The sequence below is a fragment of the Enterobacter cloacae complex sp. IR5441 genome (genome assembly GCF_049238215.1).
GTDB classification, from domain to species: Bacteria; Pseudomonadota; Gammaproteobacteria; order Enterobacterales; family Enterobacteriaceae; genus Enterobacter; species Enterobacter hormaechei_C.
In genome coordinates this window covers 235,994-257,939 of record NZ_JBMKIA010000004.1, presented here as the reverse complement: position 1 = coordinate 257,939, position 21,946 = coordinate 235,994, and the positions used below count along the sequence as shown (strand labels likewise).

Annotated in this window: 19 protein-coding genes and 1 pseudogene; 3 read left to right on the top strand and 17 right to left on the bottom strand. The window is 55.1% G+C overall.

Annotation, left to right across the window (positions count from 1 at the left end; translation table 11 throughout):
• Positions 1 to 33: 33 nt before the first annotated feature.
• From ACOTX5_RS07695 to ACOTX5_RS07675, 5 genes and pseudogenes are all read right to left on the bottom strand, one after another.
• A complete protein-coding gene (locus ACOTX5_RS07695) occupies positions 34 to 996 on the bottom strand; it encodes a Csu type fimbrial protein (RefSeq protein ID WP_039270532.1) in 963 nt (320 codons plus the stop codon).
• The gene (locus tag ACOTX5_RS07690; protein ID WP_047727514.1) at positions 993 to 3,377 is read right to left on the bottom strand and encodes a fimbria/pilus outer membrane usher protein; all 2,385 of its coding nucleotides are present in this window, start codon (positions 3,375 to 3,377) and stop codon (positions 993 to 995) included. Before ACOTX5_RS07690 ends, ACOTX5_RS07695 begins: the two co-directional genes overlap by 4 nt.
• Positions 3,353 to 4,114, bottom strand: a complete 762-nt coding sequence (locus ACOTX5_RS07685; RefSeq protein ID WP_039270529.1) for a fimbrial biogenesis chaperone — start codon at positions 4,112 to 4,114, stop codon at positions 3,353 to 3,355. The genes ACOTX5_RS07690 and ACOTX5_RS07685 overlap by 25 nt, the downstream gene beginning before the upstream one ends.
• A 16-nt stretch (positions 4,115 to 4,130) precedes the next feature.
• Positions 4,131 to 4,679 carry a Csu type fimbrial protein gene (locus ACOTX5_RS07680; RefSeq protein ID WP_045341286.1) on the bottom strand — a complete coding sequence of 183 codons (549 nt, stop codon included), beginning with the start codon at positions 4,677 to 4,679 and terminating at the stop codon, positions 4,131 to 4,133.
• Between the two features lie 7 nt (positions 4,680 to 4,686).
• Positions 4,687 to 5,258: pseudogene (locus tag ACOTX5_RS07675) on the bottom strand (spore coat U domain-containing protein).
• A 427-nt stretch (positions 5,259 to 5,685) separates the two neighbouring features.
• On the opposite strand from ACOTX5_RS07675, the gene ACOTX5_RS07670 reads away from it, so the two are divergent.
• Positions 5,686 to 6,945, top strand: coding sequence for a dicarboxylate/amino acid:cation symporter (locus ACOTX5_RS07670; protein ID WP_017384415.1), 1,260 nt, complete (start codon positions 5,686 to 5,688; stop codon positions 6,943 to 6,945).
• A gap of 96 nt (positions 6,946 to 7,041) precedes the next feature.
• On the opposite strand, the gene cheW is transcribed toward ACOTX5_RS07670, so the two are convergent.
• The 6 genes from cheW to flhD all read right to left on the bottom strand — a co-directional run bounded on the left by cheW (position 7,042) and on the right by flhD (position 12,447).
• A complete protein-coding gene (cheW, locus tag ACOTX5_RS07665) occupies positions 7,042 to 7,545 on the bottom strand; it encodes a chemotaxis protein CheW (protein WP_039270525.1) in 504 nt (167 codons plus the stop codon).
• Positions 7,546 to 7,564: 19 nt separating this feature from the next.
• Positions 7,565 to 9,574, bottom strand: coding sequence for a chemotaxis protein CheA (cheA, locus tag ACOTX5_RS07660; RefSeq protein ID WP_017384416.1), 2,010 nt, complete (start codon positions 9,572 to 9,574; stop codon positions 7,565 to 7,567).
• A gap of 4 nt (positions 9,575 to 9,578) precedes the next feature.
• A complete protein-coding gene (motB, locus tag ACOTX5_RS07655; RefSeq protein ID WP_047727515.1) occupies positions 9,579 to 10,508 on the bottom strand; it encodes a flagellar motor protein MotB in 930 nt (309 codons plus the stop codon).
• Positions 10,505 to 11,392 carry a flagellar motor stator protein MotA gene (gene motA / locus ACOTX5_RS07650; RefSeq protein ID WP_003859696.1) on the bottom strand — a complete coding sequence of 296 codons (888 nt, stop codon included), beginning with the start codon at positions 11,390 to 11,392 and terminating at the stop codon, positions 10,505 to 10,507. The genes motB and motA overlap by 4 nt, the downstream gene beginning before the upstream one ends.
• Before the next feature lie 123 nt (positions 11,393 to 11,515).
• Positions 11,516 to 12,094: a flagellar transcriptional regulator FlhC gene (gene flhC / locus ACOTX5_RS07645; protein ID WP_003859695.1), complete on the bottom strand. Its 579-nt coding sequence runs from the start codon at positions 12,092 to 12,094 to the stop codon at positions 11,516 to 11,518.
• Between the two features lie 2 nt (positions 12,095 to 12,096).
• The gene (gene flhD / locus ACOTX5_RS07640; RefSeq protein WP_003859693.1) at positions 12,097 to 12,447 is read right to left on the bottom strand and encodes a flagellar transcriptional regulator FlhD; all 351 of its coding nucleotides are present in this window, start codon (positions 12,445 to 12,447) and stop codon (positions 12,097 to 12,099) included.
• A 796-nt stretch (positions 12,448 to 13,243) separates the two neighbouring features.
• Here flhD and uspC point away from each other — a divergent pair.
• The gene (gene uspC / locus ACOTX5_RS07635; RefSeq protein WP_017384418.1) at positions 13,244 to 13,672 is read left to right on the top strand and encodes a universal stress protein UspC; all 429 of its coding nucleotides are present in this window, start codon (positions 13,244 to 13,246) and stop codon (positions 13,670 to 13,672) included.
• 15 nt (positions 13,673 to 13,687) lie between these two features.
• Here the strand turns inward: uspC and otsA are convergent, their stop codons facing one another.
• From otsA to ACOTX5_RS07605, 6 genes are all read right to left on the bottom strand, one after another.
• Positions 13,688 to 15,112 carry an alpha,alpha-trehalose-phosphate synthase gene (gene otsA / locus ACOTX5_RS07630; RefSeq protein ID WP_015570257.1) on the bottom strand — a complete coding sequence of 475 codons (1,425 nt, stop codon included), beginning with the start codon at positions 15,110 to 15,112 and terminating at the stop codon, positions 13,688 to 13,690.
• Entirely contained in the window at positions 15,087 to 15,890 is an 804-nt protein-coding gene (otsB, locus tag ACOTX5_RS07625) for a trehalose-phosphatase (RefSeq protein ID WP_023303910.1), read from the bottom strand. The genes otsA and otsB overlap by 26 nt, the downstream gene beginning before the upstream one ends.
• 153 nt (positions 15,891 to 16,043) lie before the next feature.
• Positions 16,044 to 17,024, bottom strand: coding sequence for an arabinose ABC transporter permease AraH (araH, locus tag ACOTX5_RS07620; RefSeq protein ID WP_003859689.1), 981 nt, complete (start codon positions 17,022 to 17,024; stop codon positions 16,044 to 16,046).
• Positions 17,025 to 17,038: 14 nt separating this feature from the next.
• The gene (araG, locus tag ACOTX5_RS07615; protein ID WP_003859688.1) at positions 17,039 to 18,553 is read right to left on the bottom strand and encodes an L-arabinose ABC transporter ATP-binding protein AraG; all 1,515 of its coding nucleotides are present in this window, start codon (positions 18,551 to 18,553) and stop codon (positions 17,039 to 17,041) included.
• 71 nt (positions 18,554 to 18,624) lie between these two features.
• Complete coding sequence (gene araF, locus ACOTX5_RS07610) at positions 18,625 to 19,614, bottom strand: arabinose ABC transporter substrate-binding protein AraF (RefSeq protein WP_017384422.1); 990 nt, start codon at positions 19,612 to 19,614, stop codon at positions 18,625 to 18,627.
• A gap of 316 nt (positions 19,615 to 19,930) precedes the next feature.
• Entirely contained in the window at positions 19,931 to 20,488 is a 558-nt protein-coding gene (locus ACOTX5_RS07605; protein ID WP_045911254.1) for a DJ-1/PfpI family protein, read from the bottom strand.
• Between the two features lie 502 nt (positions 20,489 to 20,990).
• Between ACOTX5_RS07605 and ACOTX5_RS07600 the strand changes: the two genes are divergently transcribed.
• The gene (locus tag ACOTX5_RS07600; RefSeq protein ID WP_045911142.1) at positions 20,991 to 21,494 is read left to right on the top strand and encodes a non-heme ferritin-like protein; all 504 of its coding nucleotides are present in this window, start codon (positions 20,991 to 20,993) and stop codon (positions 21,492 to 21,494) included.
• The last annotated feature ends 452 nt before the right edge of the window (positions 21,495 to 21,946 follow it).

The following is a 21,946-nucleotide window of genomic DNA, read 5'->3' as shown; positions in this document are numbered from 1 at the left end:
ACTTTACATTTGCGAAAGGGAAAAGCGCGGGAGTCAGAATGCGACGTCGACAATCAGCGTGTCGGTATAGGTTCCGGCAGGCGGCGTGGCCTGGCTGGTCAGAACTTTGGCGGTGTAGTTGTAGGTACGTAAAAGCCCGTCCGTACTGACCTGCGATGAGCTGGCGCTGGCCCAGCGCTCGCTGCCGCTGCTACCCCAGCGGTTGCTGGTCGCCTCTTTGTAGATGTCGTAACTCATGAAGTTGCTGCCGCTGACCATACGACGCACGTTGTTCAGGGCATTTGCCCCATTATTAATGCCTATGGTGTAGGTGCTGCCTTTGGTGCAGGTGACGGCAACCGACTGTGAAACGGTGGGAAAATTTTGCACCAGCGGCGCGCTGTTAAAATTCACGTCCGGCGTGGTCATGGTGCTGCAATCGTTGGTGACGGTCATGTTGAGGAGGATCGAGGTGGTTGCCGTACCGGTTTGCGGGGTCAGGCACGCTCCGACCGCGCCAACGGCGCACACGTTGTAGTTAATGCTGAACGTTAACAACACCTGATACGGCCCGGCGGTGACGTTCTGCCCCATTACGGTCCGGAAATAAAGGGGAATGTTGTAGCGCCTTGAACCCAGCAGCCCGAGCAGCGTATTTCCGTTCCAGGTATAAGCTTTGCTGATTTGTACTTCACTGTTTCCGCCGCAGCCGGACGCCCCGCACAGCCGCGCAGGGATGACATCGGTAATAGCCGCGTTGTCCGTACGCTTCATGGTCGCCCGGCTATTCGCGAAGACGGATGCCGAGGTGTAATTCAGCGTCACCGAGTCGTTAGTTAACAGGTTGAGAACGGTATCGCAGGTCACCACCAGCGTGCCCGTCGTTTCCACTTCCCCGGTGCCGCTGAGTGCGAACGAGGTGACGCTGCCAAACGAGGCATTCACCGTACTGACGGTACAGGCCGCCCAGCTGCCGCCGGAGCACAGCAGCAGGAGCGCGATTAACAGGCGTCTCACGGCGCCTCCCGACAGGTCAGCGGACCGTAGGTTTGCAGCTTATGTTCAGGGTTTGCGCCAACGGTCAGCGTTGCCGTACAGCGTTTACCCTCCGGGGTGGTAACCTCGAGCGGATTCACGTCGTTGAGGTTTTCCAGCCAGGCGAGGCCGTCGTAGCCGACAACCGCGCTGCTCCGGGACGCGCGTCTGACCTGGCTTCCTACCGGGATCGCATTGCCCTGCGCATCGTGCAGGATCACGCTGGCAACCCGCTCCTGCTCCATCGGGAAATCCACCAGATAACCGTTATGCCGACGAATCGCCACCCGACGCTCGGTCTCTTTCAGCCGGGTATCCGCAGGTAAGTTCAGGGTATCAATGCGGTAACTTGCCGGGTAATAGGCGGAAACGCCGCTCACCAGCAGATAGCCTTTGTTATTGGTTTTTCCGACCGGCTGGTTTTCGTAGCTGACGGGAACATCCGGATGACCGTCGGTGCTGATCACCACAAACGCATCGTTGATTTTGTTCGCCGCAAACAGCTCACCGTCCATCAGCACGACAGAGCCCATTGCCTCGCCCCACCAGGTCATCATGCCCTTCTCACCATAGCCGCCGCCCTGTAGCTCCACGTTGTTATTCCGCCAGCCGAGCGTGGCCTGCTGATAGTTACTCGACCGCGACTGGTTGGCCCAGGCCATGTTCCAGCTAAAGCCGCCGTCTGAAGGCATCGAGTGGTTGTAGTTAATGCGTTGAGTGCTGCCTGCGTCAGGGGTGTTTTCAAAGGTGACGGCGGCGCTGTCACGTTCGCCGAGGGGAACCTGCAACGACAGCGCAACCGTCCAGTCGCCTCGCTGCTGGTCACGGCTGGCAGCCAGATAAATACTGCTTGAGCCCCACAGATTACGGCTCCAGGAGAGGTTGAGCAGCTCAGTTTTCTGGCTGTCAAAACTCTCAACGCCGATCCACGCCGCGCCGATATTGCCGTATCCGCCGAGGTTAAAGGTTAAGGAATACTGGTCGGTATTGCGGCTCAGGCTGGCAACGGGGTTATCATTTTCATCATAAACGGTGGGCTGATCGTACAGGGCGAGATTGCCAAAACCACGATCACGTCGGGTATGCTGGGTCGCTACGCTAAACTCGCTGGTGTTGTATTGATAGCCCCAGTTTATCTGGCCGCCGCTATCGCCGCGCATGCGGCTTTGGGTCCACGAGGTATTTACCACGCCAAAACGCCCGAGCTTCAGTACCGTGCCCGCGCCGCCAAGCGCCAGCGACTCCGCCCCTTCCGCATGCCCCTCCAGCGTCAGCCAGTCGGTCACCCCGTAGCGGTACGATCCGCTGCCCGCCGCCGGGCCATAGTCAAAATTCTCAATACCGTAGTTACGCCGCAGGCTGCCCAGCGTCACGGCGCCGTCGCTTAACCCCTGCTTAAGCAGATCGCTGCTGACATAAAACGGCAGCGTGGTACTCACCTGACGACCCAGCGCATCAGTGGTAACCAGTACTGCATCGCCAGCACCGTTGATATACGGCAGATTGGTGAGGGTAAACGGCCCCGGCTGAAGGCGGGTGGAGCCGGAACGGTAGCCGTTAATAAAGAGATCGACCGAGGTCGGGACAGCCGCCTCGCCGGAAAACGCCGGCAGCGGCCAGGTCACCAGATCCGGACGCAGGGAGAAGTCGCGCCCGTAGCTGATCCCGCCCATGCGCACGCTGGTGCTCCAGCTCAGCGCATCGCTGATGACGTCCCCGGCGGACCAGGTGGTGGCATCCTCTTCGTTGGTGATCAGTAACGTAGAGTCATAACGCACGTACCCTTCCTGCTGTCCGCTGTTACCGGTGAAATTCTGCCGGGCGTAACCCGTCGATGAAAATGAATAATCCTCATTGAAATAGCGGAACTCGTGCCAGACCGACGCCTGGCCGCCCGTGTGTTCGGAATGGTTGGTATAAACGTCGTAATTGAGCAGCGCGCCGCGGCCATAGTGCGGTTTGCTTTGCGTGCTCTGTTCGCTGAACGGCGTGATCCGCGCCGCGACCCAGTCCCGGGGGACCGTCAGCAACAGGCGCTGGGCCGTGCTGTCGTACTCTGCGCGTACCGACGTAAGCGTCGAGAGATTCACCTCTCCGGCTGGCACATGCGCGGGCGGCAGCCCGGCGCGGAGCAAATCCGCGCCCGAAATAAACCAGGCGCCCTCACGCTGCGTCACCGGCACCACCAGACCCGTGTCATAGTGGTTCAGCACCAGGGCGAGCTGGAATACTGCTTCGCCGTTTATCGTCCGTGCATCCGGCGGCGGCGGTAAACTGTCGTCGCCGGTTTCGGCAAAGGCGCTGGTACTGACGCAAAGCAGGATCATCATCGCCGGTTTCAGTTGACGGGCGTCGATTGCCATTGCGTATCCCTGGCATTAATTTGCGCGCTCATCCGGTTCGGCTGATAAATCCCTGCCGGAAGCGGCCAGCTTCGGGTGCTGCCTGGCAGCACATAACCCAGCAGCCCCTCGGCAACCGTGCGTTTTTGCCCGCCCTGCTCAACCGTAACCTGGCTGAGCCGGACGTGCACATCCCCCTGATTACGGACCTGAAGCGCGGGTTTCCCCCCTTCCTGAACGACCCGCCAGCTCAGCTGTTGAGTATTCGCCAGCGCGTGGTGCGCCCCTTCGTTGAGGGTGGGGATCCCCTGCCCATAAACAAATAAGGGAATGGAATAGCGCATTTGCAGTTTGAGGCCCATGGACGGTTCCGCTTTGGCATCCGGCTGGGGAATTTCATCCACAATAATGCGGTAGGCCTGCTCAACCCCCGACGGGATCGTCCCCTGCTTGATCAGGCGAATAAGCTGTTTACTGCCTTTGGCGATGGTCACGATCGGCGGGCTGGCAACCACATCCTGCTGGGCGGTGTAACGCTCATATCCGCCCTCCTGCTTCCAGCGCACAATACGCACCTGCATTGTCGTGGCGCTGTTGCCCTGATTCTGGATCCACAATTCAGTTGCTCTGGCCTCTGCCGAAAGCCACGGATCGATGGGCCACAAAAGAATGGTTGCCGCTGCCTGCGCCTGGCCCGCTGCCAGAGCCGTTGCCCCCAACAGACCCACCAGGCCTGATCGCCTGAAAAATGGCTTCATCGATGTTCTCCCTTTCCTACCATGACAAGGTCACGGTGAGTTGATCTGAATATGTTCCCGGCAGGCTAAACCCCGTCAGGAGCGCGACGCCAAAAAGAGGCAGCGCGATGTTATTGCTGTTGGTATAGGTAATCGGTATGGCCTGGTTAACCCCAATTTCGCTGTTCGCCGCCAGAGAGCTGCTGCTGTAAAGCCGGTAACCAACAACTTCGGTCCCACCTGAACGCGTCATCCGTCGCACCGAGCTGTAATTCTGGCCGCCGTCAATGCTCATGCTCAGCGCCACGCCCGGCGTGCAGGCGATGGACAACGCACCGTCGGCGACAAAGCTGGTGCTGACCGGCGTGTTGTCCACGCCGTTACGGGTTCCAAAATCCAGCGTCCCAAAGCGCCCGCCCGTGCCGGTACTCACCGAGCACCCTGGTACTACCGTCGCGCTCACCCTGAAGGACTGGGAGGTCACCGCTCTGGCGTCGCAGTTCATCATCAGCCCGACGAGCAGGGCCAAAAAAGGGTGCACGACGCCCTCTGCGCTTTCGCGCAGACATAAACACAATGCCTTCATGGCTGAATCAGTAGGTGACGCTGACGTTAATCGTGTCGGTATAGGTTCCCGGTACAACCGTTACGCTATTGCCGCCGCCCGTTATGCGCCCGTAGAGGGTATAGCTGTTCACCCCGCCCGCTGTGGAAGCTACGGGCAACGCGGCGTTGTTAGCGATAACGTTGTTGTACCCGCTGTCGCTATAGAGGCTGTATGCCACGCCCTGTGCCGCATTGGCGGTGTTCACCAGATAGCGGGCGGGTGTGCCGGGGGTGCCGACAACGGTTCCGGGTGCGGTCGCGTTGGTGTTGCCGGTGATCGCCACCGTGTAACTGGCAGTGGTACATTGAATGGTAAAGGTGTTTCGCCGCTGGCCCCGGTTAACTGGGTTGTCAGGGTGGAGAATGTCGCAGGATGGGTCCCGAAATCGAGTGTCCCGAAGTTAATGCCGTTTTGCGTTGGCGAGCCGTTGATCAAACAACCGTTCGTCAACGTCAGCGTCGCCCCGATAGTACCGCTACTGGTGACTGCCAGCGCCTGACCGACAGTCGCCGCCGTCAGCAGTGTACCCGCGCAGATAAAAAGAAGTGTTCTTTTCATTTACCACCCTCCAGAAGAAATAATGGTCCGCTTACCCTATTTTATTCATACTGTTCAGTATGTTAGCCCCGCTTAAACATTCCCCGGCGCGGTTACTGAGAATTTAGTTTATGGTTCACGCTTCAACCACTTTCAGCGAAGGTGAGACACCCGCCCTCCAATTAACAGACTATTAACAAACATTACAAAGAGTTAGCAAAATAAAACGGGCATTATTCTTGCTTAATTTGAGGATATATCGCCTGTAATGTGATACTCGTCACAATATATCGTCATAGTAAAAACAACGAATTTCATAAAAATTAAAAACAAGTTGTAACTCACGCAGCTTTACTTCAATTTATGCCCCGAATATTTTCCTGCGCTTAAATAAAAATTTTGTATGCATTGACGCAGGAAACTCTTTTAGCGCATAGAGGATCTTTTTGTGGCAAGTGCAAACAAACTCACGCTCTTCATCGTGATTTTCATGCTGGCGGGCATTCTTTCAGGTGCGGCAATCCATGAGTATGCTTCGCCCGACGCGATACAGGCCTGGTCGGAGAACATCACCCTGCTGACCGATATTTTCCTGCGGCTGATTAAGATGGTGATTGCCCCGCTGGTGTTCAGCACCCTGACGGTGGGCATTATGAAGCTGGGTGAAACGTCGACGATTGGACGCGTCGGGGGTAAAGCGATGGTGTGGTTTATCAGCTCATCCGTGCTTTCCATTCTGGTGGGGCTGTTTATTGTTACCCTTGAACAACCCGGCAGCGGTCTGAACCTGAGCATTCCGACAGAGACGGTTGATACCGGCCTGGCCGTTAGCGGGATGTCGCTGAAAGCCTTCCTGTCACACACCATTCCAACCAGCATTGCCGGCGCGATGGCGAACAATGAGATCCTGCAAATTGTGGTCTTCTCGATGTTCTTCGGCATCGGCGGCGCGTCATTAGGTCAAAAATTCAACGCCCCGCTGGTGGCGGCGCTGGATGTGGTCTCCCACATTATGCTGAAAGTGACGGGCTATGTGATGTACGTTGCGCCGCTGGCCATTTTTGCCGCGATTTCGTCCGTGATTGCCACTCAGGGTCTGGGCATTTTGCTGAACTATGCCTCGTTCATTGGCGGTTACTATGTGGCGATCCTTCTGACCTGTCTGGTATTGCTGGCGGTAGGTTACATGGTACTGAAAAAAGAGATTTTCCGTCTGGTGGCGATGCTGAAAGATCCGGTGCTGGTCGCGTTTACCACCAGCAGCTCAGAAGCGGCATACCCGAAAACGCTGGAGCAGTTAGCGCGCTTCGGCTGTTCACGTAATATCGCCTCTTTCGTCCTGCCGATCGGCTACTCGTTTAACCTGGTCGGCTCCATGGTGTACTGCTCGTTCGCCTCGATGTTTATCGCCCAGGCATACAACATTCACCTGAGTTTCACCGAGGTGACGGTGCTAATGTTAACGTTGATGCTGGCCTCGAAAGGGATTGCGGGCGTACCGCGCTCGTCGCTGGTGGTGCTGGCGGCAACTATTCCGAGCTTTAACATTCCGGTGGCCGGGATCTTGCTGCTGATGGGGATTGACCATTTCCTGGATATGGGACGATCGGCCATTAACGTGCTGGGGAACGGGATTGCGACGGCGATGCTGTCGCAGAATGAAGGGGCGCGGGAAGCGGAATCAGCGCTGGTGGAGCAGGAGGCGTAAGGTTACAAAAGAGCCGGGTGGCGCTGACGCTTACCCGGCCTACGTGTTCGAGCCATTTGTAGGCCGGGTAAGGCGAAGCCGCCACCCGGCTTTGTTTTATGCTACGTGATTCGCCGCGATATCCAGCAGCGCCATCTCTTCGCTGTTCAGCAGCTTCTCAATATTCACCAGAATCAGCATACGCTCGCCGAGCGCACCCAGCCCCGTCAGGTATTCCGTCGACAGCGTGACCGCAAACTCCGGCGCAGGACGGATTTGATCGGCGGTCAGCGACAGCACATCAGACACGCCATCCACCACGATCCCCACCACGCGCTGCCCCAGATTCAGGACGATCACCACCGTGTTTTCGTTGTACTCCACATCGCCCTGGCTAAACTTCACGCGCAGGTCCACGATAGGCACAATCACACCGCGCAGGTTGGTCACACCCTTGATAAACGCTGGCGTGTTCGCAATGCGCGTTACCTGGTCGTAACCGCGAATTTCCTGCACTTTCAGGATGTCGATACCGTACTCTTCATCCCCTAAAGTGAAAACCAGGAATTCCTGTCCAGATGGCTCGCCCGCCAGTTTCGTTACGTTACTCATACCGGTCATGTTATTACCTTTTACTTAATCAGGCGGCTGTGTTCGCCACACGTTGTTCACGATTTAATCCCTGAAGTGCCGATACATCGACGATCAGCGCGACGCTACCATCACCCAGGATGGTGGCAGCAGAGATCCCCGGCACTTTGCGGTAGTTACTTTCCAGGTTCTTAACCACCACCTGATGCTGACCAATCAGCTGATCGACCAGCAGCGCGTAGCGGCGTCCGGCGCTTTGCAGGATCACAACGATACCCTGCGTGGCCTCGGTTTTTGCCCCGTCCACTTCAAACACTTTCCACAGTTCCACCAGCGGCAGGTACTCGCCGCGCACTTCGAGCACGCGCTCGCCGCCCGCCAGCGGATGCAGATCTTCTTCACGCGGCTGGAGGGACTCCATCACCGCGTTCAGCGGCAGAATAAAGACTTCGTCCGCCACTTTAACGGACATGCCGTCAAGAATGGCCAGCGTCAGCGGCAACAGGATACGAATCGTGGTGCCCGCGCCCTGCTTAGACTGGATCTCAACGTGACCGCCCATCTCCTGAATGTTACGTTTCACCACGTCCATGCCCACGCCGCGGCCGGAAACGTCGGTGACCTGCTCTGCGGTTGAGAAGCCCGGGGCAAAAATCAGCATGCCCACCTCTTCGTCGGTCATGTTTTCGTTAACCGCCATTCCCTGCGAAATCGCCTTCGCCAGAATGCGCTCGCGGTTCAGGCCGGCGCCATCATCGGTCACTTCGATGCAGATGTTGCCGCCCTGATGTTCCGCTGACAGGATCAGGTTGCCCACGGGCGATTTTCCAGCTGCTACGCGGTTTTCCGGCAGCTCGATGCCGTGGTCGAGGCTGTTACGCACCAGGTGCGTTAACGGATCGATAATGCGTTCAATCAGGCTCTTGTCCAGCTCGGTGGAGCTGCCCATCAGCGTGAGTTCGATCTGTTTGTTGAGCTTGCCGGCCAGGTCGCGCACCAGGCGCGGGAAGCGGCTGAAGACATATTCCATCGGCATCATGCGGATGGACATCACCGATTCCTGCAAATCGCGGGCGTTACGTTGTAACTGGCCCATGCTGGTGATGAGATCGCCATGGGTCACCGGGTCCAGCTCGTTGGAGCGCTGGGCCAGCATCGACTGGGTGATGACCAGTTCACCCACCAGGTTGATCAGCTGATCCACTTTCTCCACCGCCACGCGAATGCTCGTGGACTCGCTGGAACGCGCCGCTGGTTTTTCACCGCGGGCCGGAGCGGCCGTCTCTTTTGGCACGGCTTTCAGGGCCGGGGCAGCGGCAACTACCGCAGGGGTATTCTCTGCCGGAGCAGGCGCTTCAACGGCCGCCGCCTCGGTTTCAAACGCAATCTGATCCGCTTCAATCACGAAGCAGAGCACCGCCACGATGTCATCCTGGCCAATCCCGCCGTCGAGCGTCGCGGCCAGGCTGTCTTTGCCCTTCACCACGTTGCTGAGCGTCGCCAGGTTCCCCAGCTCCTCTTCCAGCAGGTTGACCTCGTTCTCCTTCAGACGTGACAGCACTACGCGCAGTTTTCCTGCGGGCGCGTCAGGCGCCGTATCGGGTTCGGCCACGGCGTCAACAACGCTCAGTTTTGCCGCAGGGACAGCGGGCGCAGACGCCTCACCTTTGGCTTCCAGCGCTAACTGACGCAGCGCGTTGCAGATGTATTCAAAGCTGGCGGCATCAGGCTCTGCCGAACTTTTATAGGCGTCGAGCTGTTCCTGCATAATATCTTTCGTTTCCAAAAACAGGTTGATAATGTCGGTATTGAGCTGCATCTCACCGCGTCGTGCTTCATCCAGCAGGTTTTCCATTAAATGGGTGGTTTCCTGCAAAATGGTAAATCCAAACGTTCCGGCACCGCCTTTAATGGAATGCGCCGCACGGAAGATAGCATTGAGCTGTTCTGAGTCCGGTGCCTCGGGCACCAGATCCAGCAAATGTTGCTCCATATCGGCCAACAATTCGTCGGCTTCATCAAAAAATGTCTGGTAAAAATCGGTAATATCCATGCTCACGCTATCACCTCGGATTGGCTGGTGGCGATGTTGGAACGGCAGCCGAAGGGACGGCCCCAGGCTGTTTTAAATCGTCCAGTGACTCATTCTGACTTTCGGCGTTTTCATGCAGGATGGCCTGCTCCGCCTGCTGGTTCAGCACTAAAAGACTGATACGACGGTTGATGGCGTCATCCGGTCCGCGGTCGGTAAGGCGCATGGTTGCAGCCATGCCGACCACGCGCAGGACCTTGCCATCATCAAGCCCACCCGCCACCAGCTCGCGACGCGAGGCGTTGGCGCGATCGGCAGAAAGCTCCCAGTTGCTGTATCCTTTCTCTCCCATGGCGTACGGGAAATCATCCGTGTGTCCGGACAGGCTAATGCGGTTTGGAATACCGTTCAGCACCGGTGCAATCGCACGCAGAATATCGCGCATGTAGGGCTCCACGTCGGCGCTGCCGGTTTTAAACATCGGCCGGTTCTGGCTGTCGATGATCTGAATACGCAGCCCTTCCTGTACCAGGTCAATTTTCAGATGCGGACGCAGTGCGCGCAGCTTAGGGTCTGCTTCAATCAGCTGATCCAGGTCACCGCGCAGTTTTTTCAGACGCGCCTGCTCCATCCGTTTTTTCAGTTCGTCGATGTTCGGCTGTTTTTTCACTTCGCCCTGCTGCTGGGTGTAATCGTCACCGCCGCCGGGGATCGGGCTGTCGCTGTTAGAAATGCGCGGCCCGCCGGTAACCGCCGTCGCCAGCGGCGTTCTGAAATATTCCGCAATCTGAATAAGCTCTTTCGGGCTGGAGATGGAGATTAGCCACATCACCAGAAAGAAGGCCATCATGGCGGTCATAAAGTCGGCGTACGCGATCTTCCAGGAGCCGTGAGAACCGTGCCCGTGCCCCTTATGCTTGCGCTTTTTTACGATGACGATCGGATGGGACTGGTTTTTCATGCGTCCTCAGTTGTCGTCTGTTGGTTAGGGTTTTTCACCGCGCGCACGTGCTCTTCCAGTTCGATAAACGACGGACGTTCGCTGGAGTAAAGCGTCTTACGACCAAATTCGACGGCAATCGGTGGCGCATAGCCGTTGAGGTTTGAGAGCAGCGTAATTTTCACGCACTGCATCATTTTGGTGGTTTCGGCGCTCTTCTGGCGCAGCACGCTCGCCAGCGGGGAGATAAAGCCGTAGGCCAGTAAAATACCGAGGAACGTCCCCACCATCGCGTGGGCAATCAGCGCCCCCAGTTCAGCCGCCGGGCGATCCGCCGAGGCCAGAGCATGAACGACGCCCATGACCGCCGCCACGATGCCGAACGCCGGAAGCGAGTCGCCCACCAGCGCCAGGCTGTTGGCCGGTACTTCGGACTCGCTCTCGTGGGTTTCGATCTCTTCGTCCATCAGGGCTTCAATTTCGAAGGTGTTCATGTTGCCGCTGATGATCAGTCGCAGGTAATCGACGATAAAATCGAGCATCATCGCGTCGGCCAGAATACGCGGGTAGCTGGCGAAAATTTCGCTCTCTTTCGGGTTTTCGATGTCCCGCTCCAGCGAGAACATCCCCTGCTGACGTGACTTCGCCATCAGGCGATAGAGCAGCGCCAGCAGATCCATATACATGCTTTTGGTGTATTTCGAGCGACGAAACAGCAGCGGAATCGCCTTCAGCGTGCCCTTGATCGATTTGCCGTTGTTACCAACGATAAAAGCCCCTACCCCTGCACCGCCGATGATGACAAGTTCAGCCGGTTGATAGAGTGCTCCAAGGTGCCCGCCGGTCATCATGTAACCGCCGAAAACTGTACCGAGAACTACCAGGTAACCTAATAAGATAAGCACGACATCATCCTTCCGCTAGTGACTATGGCAGGACGTTCATTTCGAGCGCATGACCTGAACGCAGGGTAAAAAAAAGCAGCGGTAATCGCTTACCGCTGCTGGAATCTTGCCCACAGGTTCGGGTTAAACAGCGTGTTCGATCTGTTCATCCAGCAGTTGTGGAATAATATCGGCAGCATCCCGGGAAAGTTTACGTCTTTTTACGGCTCGGGATGGAGGCTGGCACAAACTACAGGCGAAGCTGCCCGCAGGCTGGTGCGCGTGGGTAATGAAATTGCCGTCACAGCAGTTGCAGCGGGACAATTCAAGCATTCCGCTTTCAACAAAACGCACCAGCGTCCAGGCGCGGGTCAGCGCCAGCAGGGGTCCCTCTTCCTGCTGCGGGCATTGCTCAAGGTAAAGTTTGTAGGCTTTGATCACGGCATCAACGCCGCTGCATAAGCCCGTTTTAAGCAGGTACTGCCAGGCGTTACAGAACATGGAAGCATGAATGTTCTGCTCCCAGGTCATGAACCAGTCAGTCGAAAACGGCAGCATGCCTTTTGGCGGCGGGCTACCACGCAATTCTTTGTACAGCTTGATCAGACGACCACGGCTCAGCTGCGTCTCGCTTTCCAGCATTTGTAAACGCGCACCGAGCGTGATGAGTTCCATCGCCAGCTGGATATCACGGGCTTCCTGAACAATGCTTTTTTCGCTCATTGTTAAGCCCTTTTCTTCCGGGCTACGTCATCAGGCTGGCTGATTTCGTTGAGCAGGCGGGTGGAGAGAAGAATACCAGTGTGGATCTGTTGCAGATCGTCCACGCGGGATTCCTGAGTCAGACGCGTAATGGTCTGCGGGTTATCAAAACGGAACTGGCAGACAAGTTGATTGGTTTCAGCCAGCTTGACCATTTGCGGGAGGGTTAATCCACCCAGCATGGTTGCCATCTCTTCGTTAACACCCAGACGAAACATCGCTGACGGTTTGTCCTGACTAATCAAACGCTGCGCGAGCAATAAATACGACAAATTGATGTCATAAATATGTTTTAGCAACTCGGATGTATGCATTTTTCCCATCCCGAATAACCAACTATTATTTTTATGCGGAAAGACCGCACCCCGTGATGTCGCCGGGAAATCACCCGGTATAAAAAGAAAAGGCCAAATGCATAGTTGAATTTAGGTTTGTACGTCGTAAAGCGCGTGACCGGTTAACATGGCCAAAATGTCGGTTACACATTTTATCTTTTCTTACAAATAACTAAGATTTTTCCTAATTCGACGCAAACTCTACTCGTCAGTTTTGACACATACAATGCAGCCCCCCCTGGAATTTAAAAAAAATGTGATCTCCGTCACATAATTTACGCGAATGTAACCCATAAATCCATCAGCGTGACTTGTAATTTGACTATTTATTGAGCAACTAAAGCTTGTTTATATTCTTATGGAACGAATACTCATGCAGAAGGATGAGGGGATCGGGTATGAAAATTGCTACGTCGAAGAAGCACTGCCCTTTCGCGTCACAACGGGCGCGAACGCCAGAGAAGAGGCGGAGTTAATTAAGTAAAAACAGCAGCTTAAGTTTTCCTTTCGAGAAAAAAGTTTCCATGGGTAACCATCACGCTTGCGTTGACGATCGGTTAACGCGATTTAACAGCACGGAAGGCTAAATGTGTGATTTAAGTTAAGTTGTTAATTACTTTCATTTAGCGTCCCCATTTCGTTATTCTTCTTATAAGAATAATTAATGAATAATTATGATAAGCTTCACACTATTGTCGCATGTGCCTCTTGCAGAAGCGGCAGATTCGCGGTAAAGCTTGAGAAACGTGTCATTCTGACATAAAAGGAGTGTGTGATGAGTTACTCCCATCTTCTTGTTTCTGTTGCGGTTTCCCCCGAAAGTCATCAACTCGTCGCCCGTGCCGTTTCCATTGCCCGCCCGAATAATGCCCGCATAAGTCTGATTACCCTGGCTGCTGAACCCGAAATGTATAATCAACTGGCAGCGCCAATGCTGGAAGATATTCGTGAGGTTCTTCAGGAGGAAACGCAGCAATTTCTGCGCGAGCTGGTTGAGCGGGCAAAATATCCTGTCCACCAGACGGTGATTGCCACCGGCGAGTTAAGTGGACATATTCTCGACATTTGTCAGAAACAGAATGTTGACCTGGTCATTTGTGGAAATCATAACCAGAGCTTTTTTTCCCGGGCGGCATGCTCGGCAAAATCCATCGTTTCGTCAAGCCAGGTGGATGTCCTGCTGGTGCCTCTCGGGGGCAATTAATGCCCCCGGAGAAAATCAGGCGAGTTTAGGGAAGGTCGCGATCTTTTTTTGCAGATCACCTTCCTGAGTTTGCGGCTGGATCGCGCGCAAATCGTCAATAAAACGCGCCTGCCAGCGGTTGATATCATTCTTAACGATGGTCTCCATCATTTCTGAATGACGTGAAATACGTTCCGCAAGCGGCATGGTTAACGCGCGGTTCAGGGCATTTGCCACATCATCGCGATCGTAAGGGTTCACAATCAGCGCCGAGGTTAACTCGTTTGCCGCACCGGCAAATTGGGACAGCACCAGCACGCCCGGGTCAGCAGGATCTTGTGCTGCTACATACTCTTTTGCCACCAGATTCATCCCGTCGCGCAGCGGGGTGACCAGCCCGACGTCCGCATAGCGGAACACTTTCATCAGGATTTTGCGCTCAAAGTGCTGATTCAGATAGAAAAGTGGAGTCCAGCCGAGCTGACCATAGCGCCCGTTGATGCGCCCTGCTTCGGTCTCCAGCTGGTGACGAATATCCTGGTAAGCCTGAACCTCACCGCGCGAGGTCGGCGCTATCTGGGTATAGCGGATCTTGCCGTGATGCTGCGGGAATTTATCCAGCAGGGTTTCATAAGCGAGGAATCGCTCCGGCAACCCTTTGGAATAATCCAGTCGTTCAACCGAAAAGATATTCTTAACGTGCTTGAGTTCGTCCTTGAGCTGGGCAAGCTTCGGCGGCAGCGGACCAGAGGCCTGCTCGGCGATTTCGTCTGGCTCAATACCAATCGGGTAGACTTCGGTATGGAAATTTCGTCCCCACGCGGTGTGAGATTTGCCGCCGTGAGTGACCAGCCGGGTTTTACCCGACACGCTGTCGAGGAACGCCAGCCTGTCATTTTCCGTCTGGAAACCGAGCAGGTCGTAATCAGACAATGCTTCAAGAATTTCATCATGCTGCGGCAGCGCCGTAAAGATCTCCGGGGTCGGGAACGGAATATGCAGGAAGAAGCCGATCCGGTTCTTCACACCCCGTTTACGCAGCTCCCTGGCGAAGGGCAGCAGATGGTAATCGTGGATCCATAAAATATCGTCTTCTTCGATCAGCGGCAGCAGTTTATCTGCCAGCAGCGCGTTAACGCGCATGTAGCCTTCATAGGATTCACGCTGGAATTTCACCAGATCCAGACGATAGTGAAACGCTGGCCACAGCACGGCGTTTGAGAACTCGGAATAATATTCATCGTAGTCCTTCTCACTAAGGGCGAAGGAGGCCCACGTGATATTGCCCCGTGACACCTTTTTTAGCGGTTTCTCATCATTACTGATTTCCCCGCTCCAGCCAAACCAGAGACCACCTGCGGCTTTGAGGGCACCTAATACCCCGACCGCCAGGCCACCGGCACTGGCTTTTTTATCATCCGGCGGTGCGATGCGATTAGAGACGACGACTAAGCGACCCATAATGATTTCTCCCGTTGTTTTGCGCTATTTGTTGTTGTTGCTGGTTAGCGACGTCAGATATCCACTGCCAGACGCTGGCGACATTTTCCAGCCGCCATCCGGCAATGGTTTCACCAGATCCAACCTTAACAGACATGCCCTGGGCCTGGTTTACCACCCTGAACCCGGCCTCGTCGGTCAGGTCATCCCCAAAAAAGACTGGCGTACGCCCTTTGAACGGCGCTTCCGCCATAAACGCTGCAATGGCAGCGCCTTTATTAATTCCTGCCGGTTTAATCTCGACCACACATTTACCCGGCTGTAACGCCAGCTCCGGATGGGCTTCCGCCACGCTTCTTGCCACCGCAAAGATCGCCGCCTCATGATGGGGCGCCTGACGGTAGTGCAGCGCAAAGGCCATGCCTTTGGCTTCCAGTTCCGTGCCGGGAAGCATTTCCAGAGCCGAAGAGAGTTGCGTATGCAGCGCCTGAATCAGCGTGTCGGGGAGTGAAACTATATGCAGTTGATCATGGATATCGCGGCGCTCCGCTCCGTGCACACCGGCCAGCGGAAAGTGATAAGGACTGGCGAGCACGTCCAGCTCGGCCATTGAGCGCCCTGAAATCAATGCCAGTGCCCCCTCGTTCTGTCGGGAGAGCTGCTGCAAATTCTCTAACACCGTGTCCGGTACAACGACGTCATCCGGATGCGGTTCAATCCCGGCGAGCGTCCCGTCGAGGTCAAAAAAGAAAGCAAATTTTCCGGGCAGTACAGGCGGTGCGGTTAACAAGTCAGCCACCCTAATCCTCCTTACAGTGAACAAAACAGCCATGTAAGTATAGACAGTGTGACGGTGCTCGCCATTTGGCAACCGGCCCGTCAGCAAAACTGGCGGGCCGGTCAGGGGGTCAACTATGGTTAATAGTTGAGCATATTGATGGCTAAAAATAAATCAGACGGTACGCTTCGCTTTTTGCTTGTAACGGTCGAAGATCACCGCTGCCAGCAGGATCAGGCCGCGTACGACGTACTGAGAGAACGGAGAAATATTAAGCAGGTTCATGGCGTTCTCCACGGTCCCCAGAATCAGGATCCCCGCCACCACATATGAGATTTTTCCGATGCCGCCCTTGAGGGAAACGCCCCCTAAAACGCAGGCTGAGATGACGATCAGCTCATAACCAATGGAGGTCATTGGCTGGCCGCTGGTCATACGCGACGCCAGAATAATCCCCGCCGCCGCCGATACCAGCCCGGAAAGCACGAAGATAATGATCTTGGTCCGTACGACCGGAACACCCGCCAGACGCGCCGCCTCTTCATTGCCGCCAATCGCCAGCGTGTTACGGCCAAACGTGGTGCGGTTAAGCAGGAAACCGAACAGGATCAAACAGCCTACCGTCAGCCAGATTGGCGCAGGCAGACCCAGCCAGTTGGCATAGCCCAGCGTGAAGAAGCGCTCGTCTTCAATCCCCACGGCTTTCCCGTCGGAGATGATATAGGCCAGACCGCGCACGATTTGCATGGTCGCCAGCGTCGTAATCAGGGCGTTAATCTTCAGGCGCGCAATGACAAACCCGTTCACCAGGCCGCTCAGCACGCCGAGCAGCAGCCCGGCCAGCACGCCGATCCACAGGCTTTCGGTCATGTTGATCACCACGGCAGTGGTGACGCCTGCACAGGCAATCACCGAGGCAACCGACAGGTCAAAATCGCCGGAGGCCAGGCAGAATAGCATTCCGCAGGCCACCATGCCGGACATGGAGATAGCCAGCCCCAGCCCCTTCATATTGATGAACGTGGCGAAATTCGGCACAAAAATCGCGCAGGCGACGAACAGGGCAGCAAAGACCACCAGCATGCCGTACTGGTCCCAGATGCGGCCAAAACTGAAAGCCGACTTCGGCGCTCCGGATGTAGTAACAGAGGACATCATTGACTCCTTACTCAGGCGACAGCCTGGCTAACTTTAGGCATGGCGAGACTCAACGCCTGTTGTTCATTCGCCTGTTCATGCAGCAATTCACCGGCAATTTCACCTTCACGCATCACAACAATGCGGTCGGCGACGCCCAGCACCTCAGGCAGATCGCTGGAGGCGAACAGGACCGCCACACCGCGTTTTGCCAGTTCATAGATGACGTTATAGATTTCGTGTTTCGCCCCCACGTCGATACCGCGCGTTGGCTCATCCAGCAAAATGACCTTCATATCTTCCGACAGCCAGCGCCCCAGAATGGCTTTTTGCTGATTGCCGCCGGACAGGTTCATGATCAGCTGTTCAGCCCCGGGGGTTTTGATGTTCAGCGAACGGATATGGTGATCCGCGTTGCTCGCCTCCCAGCCGTCGTTAATCAGACATCCCGCGCGGATGAACTTGCGCCGGGCAGAGATGTTGATGTTGTCGCGCACCGAGTGCACCGGAATAATGCCCTCGGCCTTTCGATCCTCCGGGCAGAGCATAATCCCCGCGTTAATCGCCTGCGCAGGCTTCTGAATATCGACCTTTTTCCCGTCGACGAAAACCTGGCCCTGGGTTATTCGGGTGCCGCCAAACAGCCCTTTCATCAGCTCGCTGCGCCCTGCCCCCACAAGGCCAAACAGCCCGACGATTTCGCCGCTGCGCACCGAGAGTGAAATGGGCGTGCGCACGCCCGGGGCTTTGACGTTATCCAGACGCAGACGCTCAGGGCCATACTCGCGCGGTTTCCAGTGGTAAATATCCCCCAGATCGCGTCCGACCATCGCCTGCACCAGTTGGTCATGATTGACCTGCTGCATATCGGTGAAGGTGCGCACGTAGCGGCCATCTTTAAACACGGTGATGGCATCGCTTAAGGCAAAAATCTCTTCCATACGGTGAGAAACGTACAGAATGATGCGGCCCTCTTTGCGCAGCTCGCGGATCACGCGAAAGAGATTTTCTATTTCACGCGCCGAGAGCGAGCTGGTTGGCTCGTCAAAAGCGATAATTTTGGCGTTACGTGCCAGCGCTTTGGCAATTTCCACCATCTGCCACTGGCCGATGGAAAGATACTTAAGGGGCGTTTGCGGATCGACATCCAGCCCAAGATGCTTGAGCTGCAAGCCCGCTTCATAGTTGAGCAGCGAGCGGTTGACCACGCCGCTTTTATGCGGAAGCTGGCCCAGATAGATGTTCTCCGCCACGGTCATTTCAGGAATGAGATGCAGCTCCTGATAGATGATGGCGACGCCCGCATTTAACGCTGCCGTGGTGTCGGCAAAGGCCACCTCTTCGCCGCGAATAGCCAGCGTGCCGGTGGTGGGTGTGTAGTTGCCGCTGAGAATTTTTAGCAGCGTGGATTTTCCCGCGCCATTCTCCCCCATCAGGGCGTGAACCTGGCCGGCATAGCAGTCGAAGCTGATATCGGTCAGCGCGTTTACACCGGGGAACGTTTTACCGATGCCGCGGAAAGAGAGATACGGATCAGACTGTTGCATAACGACTCCGTGATTCCTGTAGTGTGTACGTCTGGCCCCTCACGGTGAGTGAGGGGCGCAATCACAGCGTATTACTTACCGCCCAGTCCTTTTTTCGCCAGCTCCTCTTTGAAGTTATCGCGGGTGATCAGCACCACATCGGTCACTTCGGTGAATTTCGGCGGTTCAACCCCTTTGGTCACCCAGTTGTAGAGCATTTCGCTGGATTTATAGCCGTGGACATCCGGACTTGGCAGCAGAGAGCCGTAGAAACCGGTCGCCTGCGCTTTAGACAGTTCGCTCACGGCGTCAACGCCGTTGATGCCGATCCCGATCACGTCCGGTGCTTTAAAGCCCTGGCCTTCCGTTGCACGCACGCCGCCCAGTACGGTGTTGTCGTTCATCCCCACCACCAGCCAGTGCTTCACTTCCGGATGCTGGACGAGCATGGAGTTCGCCGCATCAAAGGCGCCCGGAATATCGTTGGATTTGGTCGGAACTTTGTAGATCTGTTTTTCCGGGAAGCCAGCCGCTTTCAGGGCGTCCATGGACCCGGTGGTACGACGACGGGCGGTGTCCAGCTCGTCAGCGGTAATGGCCATCACGGCGGTCTCTTTGACATCCCAGCCGCGTTTTTGCATCTCTTTGTAGAGCTCCTGGCCCTGACGCTCACCGATTTTAGTGGCCGCCATCATTACCAGCGGAACGGTATCCATCGGTTTACCTTTGGCGTTCACGAACTGATCGTCCACCGCAATCACTTTCATGTCGTAACCGCGCGCTTTCGCGGCAATCGCTGACCCCAGTTTTGGATCCGGCGTACAGATAACGAAACCTTTCGCGCCGCTGGCCGCCAGGCTATCAATGGCGTTCAGCGTTTTCTCGCCGTCAGGCACGGCGATTTTAATTACCTCAAATCCCAAATCTTTTCCGGCTTTATCAGCAAATTTCCATTCGGTCTGGAACCACGGCTCTTCCGGCTGTTTAACCAGAAAACCGAGCTTTAAATTTTCAGCGATAGCGGATTGTGACATAACGGCAGCCAGGCCGATGGCCGCCAGCGCTTTAGTAAATTTGTGCATGGTAAACTCCAGCTTTAGCATTCTTATCTGTAGGGAATAATGGCGAACGACTTATTTAATCGGACTTAAAACAAGGCATTAGCGCTTACCTCGTCATAAGCGTTATTGCTGGAGATAGTTTTAGCGGGAAATTAATCATCCATAAGAGAGCGACATCACACCGCAGAATTACAGTAATTGCGTACATAAATTCAGCGAAAAATGACATAAAAAAGGACGTAATTGTCCTACAAATGGAAGGGAGTTAAGCAGGATTATCCATAAGGTCAGCTAAGAAATCCCTGTAACCCGGACGCCTTAGCGCCCGGCAGAAAAATTACCAGCGGTAATAGATGTGTTCAGCATGATCGCGCACGGGGGCGTCGTCACCCAACAGACGAGCAGAGAGCGCCAGCGCAAAGTCAAAAGCGTGCCCCAGCCCCTTGCCGCTGATGAGGTTATTATCCACCACGACCGGCGCATCCACATATACTCCCTCATCAACGCTCTGCCAGAGATCGCCGGAACAGACGTAGCGACGCCCCTTCAGTAGCCCGTTACCGCCCAGCACCCGCGCGGCCGCAGAGCAGATCGGGCAGATGAGTTTGCCGTGCTCGTCATGCGCGGAAACAAAGCGGAGCACCTGCTTGCTAGCCGCAAGATTGACGCTCCCCTGCGGCCCACCGGGCAACACGACTGCGTCATACAGCGTATTAATGCGCTCCGTTAACGTACTGTCAGCCACCATGGGGATATTGTGGTAACTCACTACCGCACGGGACTCCGCACAGGCCAGCGTCTCCACCTCAATCTGTAAACGCCGCAGAATATCAATCGTGATAATCGCTTCTGCTTCTTCAAAACCGGGTGCCAGCAGCACCGCAACGTTAGCCATCATAAACCTCAACGAATGAAACGATGTAAAACAGTGTTTCATTTTCACTCTTTATCAGATCACAATCTTGCGACGCGATCACAGAACCTATATTGAGTGAAAATTGATTTAGCTCAAATTTGATACGACAGGATATATTTGCAGATATTATTTCTGTTTTAACACTTTTACAGAATTTCCCGCCAAAGAACGTTTCCTGAAACGATAAAAATGAGCAATATTAATTTCAAACCCATTAAAATCAACAGGTTATATTAAATCCAATCTCTTACCCCTCTTTCTGTTCTGGGCTATATTTAAATTTGTAATGTATGGTAAACACAGCCCAATTAAGAGTTTTCTTAAGTCAAAGAGAAGCGTATGCTTATTTTAATCGAACACAGGAAGTGAATTTTCGAGTTTTTTACCTTGCAGAAATCTATTTCTGCCATTCAATCGTCAATACCTGCCGGGTCAGGTTAAGTAGCGGACATCAAGTCCCACAGTCAATAAGGATATGAGAATGACTACCCAAACGATGATGCAAAAACTGAATGCCCAGATGAACCTGGAGTTTTATGCTTCAAATCTGCATCTGCATTTGAGCGCGTGGTGTTCCAGAAAAAGCCTCAACGGCACTGCCACCTTCTTTCGTACTCAGGCGCAAAGTAACGTCACGCACATGATGCGCGTCTTTAACTTTTTGAAAGCTGTCGGGGCAAACCCTACCGTCAAAGAGCTTGAAACGATTGAAGATAATTACACTTCTCTGGAAGAACTGTTTCAGAAAACGCTCGAAGAGTATGAGCAACGCTGTGCGAAGCTGAGCAAACTGGCTGATGAAGCCAAAGCGCAACAGGACATCATTACCCTCAAGTTTTTACGTGATATGGACAGAGAGCAGCAGCAGGATGGCATGCTGCTGAAGACGCTCGCAGATGAAATCCGCAACGCGAAACGCGCGGGGATTTGTCTGGAGCAGACGGACCGCCATCTTCTCGACATTGCTACCGTGCAACACCACTAAGTCCTTCACCCGCTCCCGTCAGGGCTGAGAGTTCCCCACAAAATAATGCCTGCACAGACGGCCCCCTCTCCCTTGAGGGAGAGGGCTGGGGTGAGGGGGAACATACGGCTCTGGTGGTCATTCCGTTCACTTTATGTTCCTTGCTACTCTGTCACGGCATAACCGGTGAACGTGCCAGGGTGGCTCAGTCGCCACCACCCTGGCGACCCGGGCTTCCGGCGGAAAATCGCCGCTTCGCGGTACCTTCGGCTTATTCCTTCCGGCTTATCGGGGACGGGCGGAGGTAACATCCCTGTAAAGCCCGCCCTCTCGGCGCATCCCTGCGCCTCGCCCCGGCCTACAGGAAACGCCTCAGCGATTTACAGCCGGACCAGGGCATCGCTGAAAGCCTTCAGTTATTCTGAAGGCAACGTTATCGCTTTTGCTTTCAAATTACTGGGGATCCCTCAGCC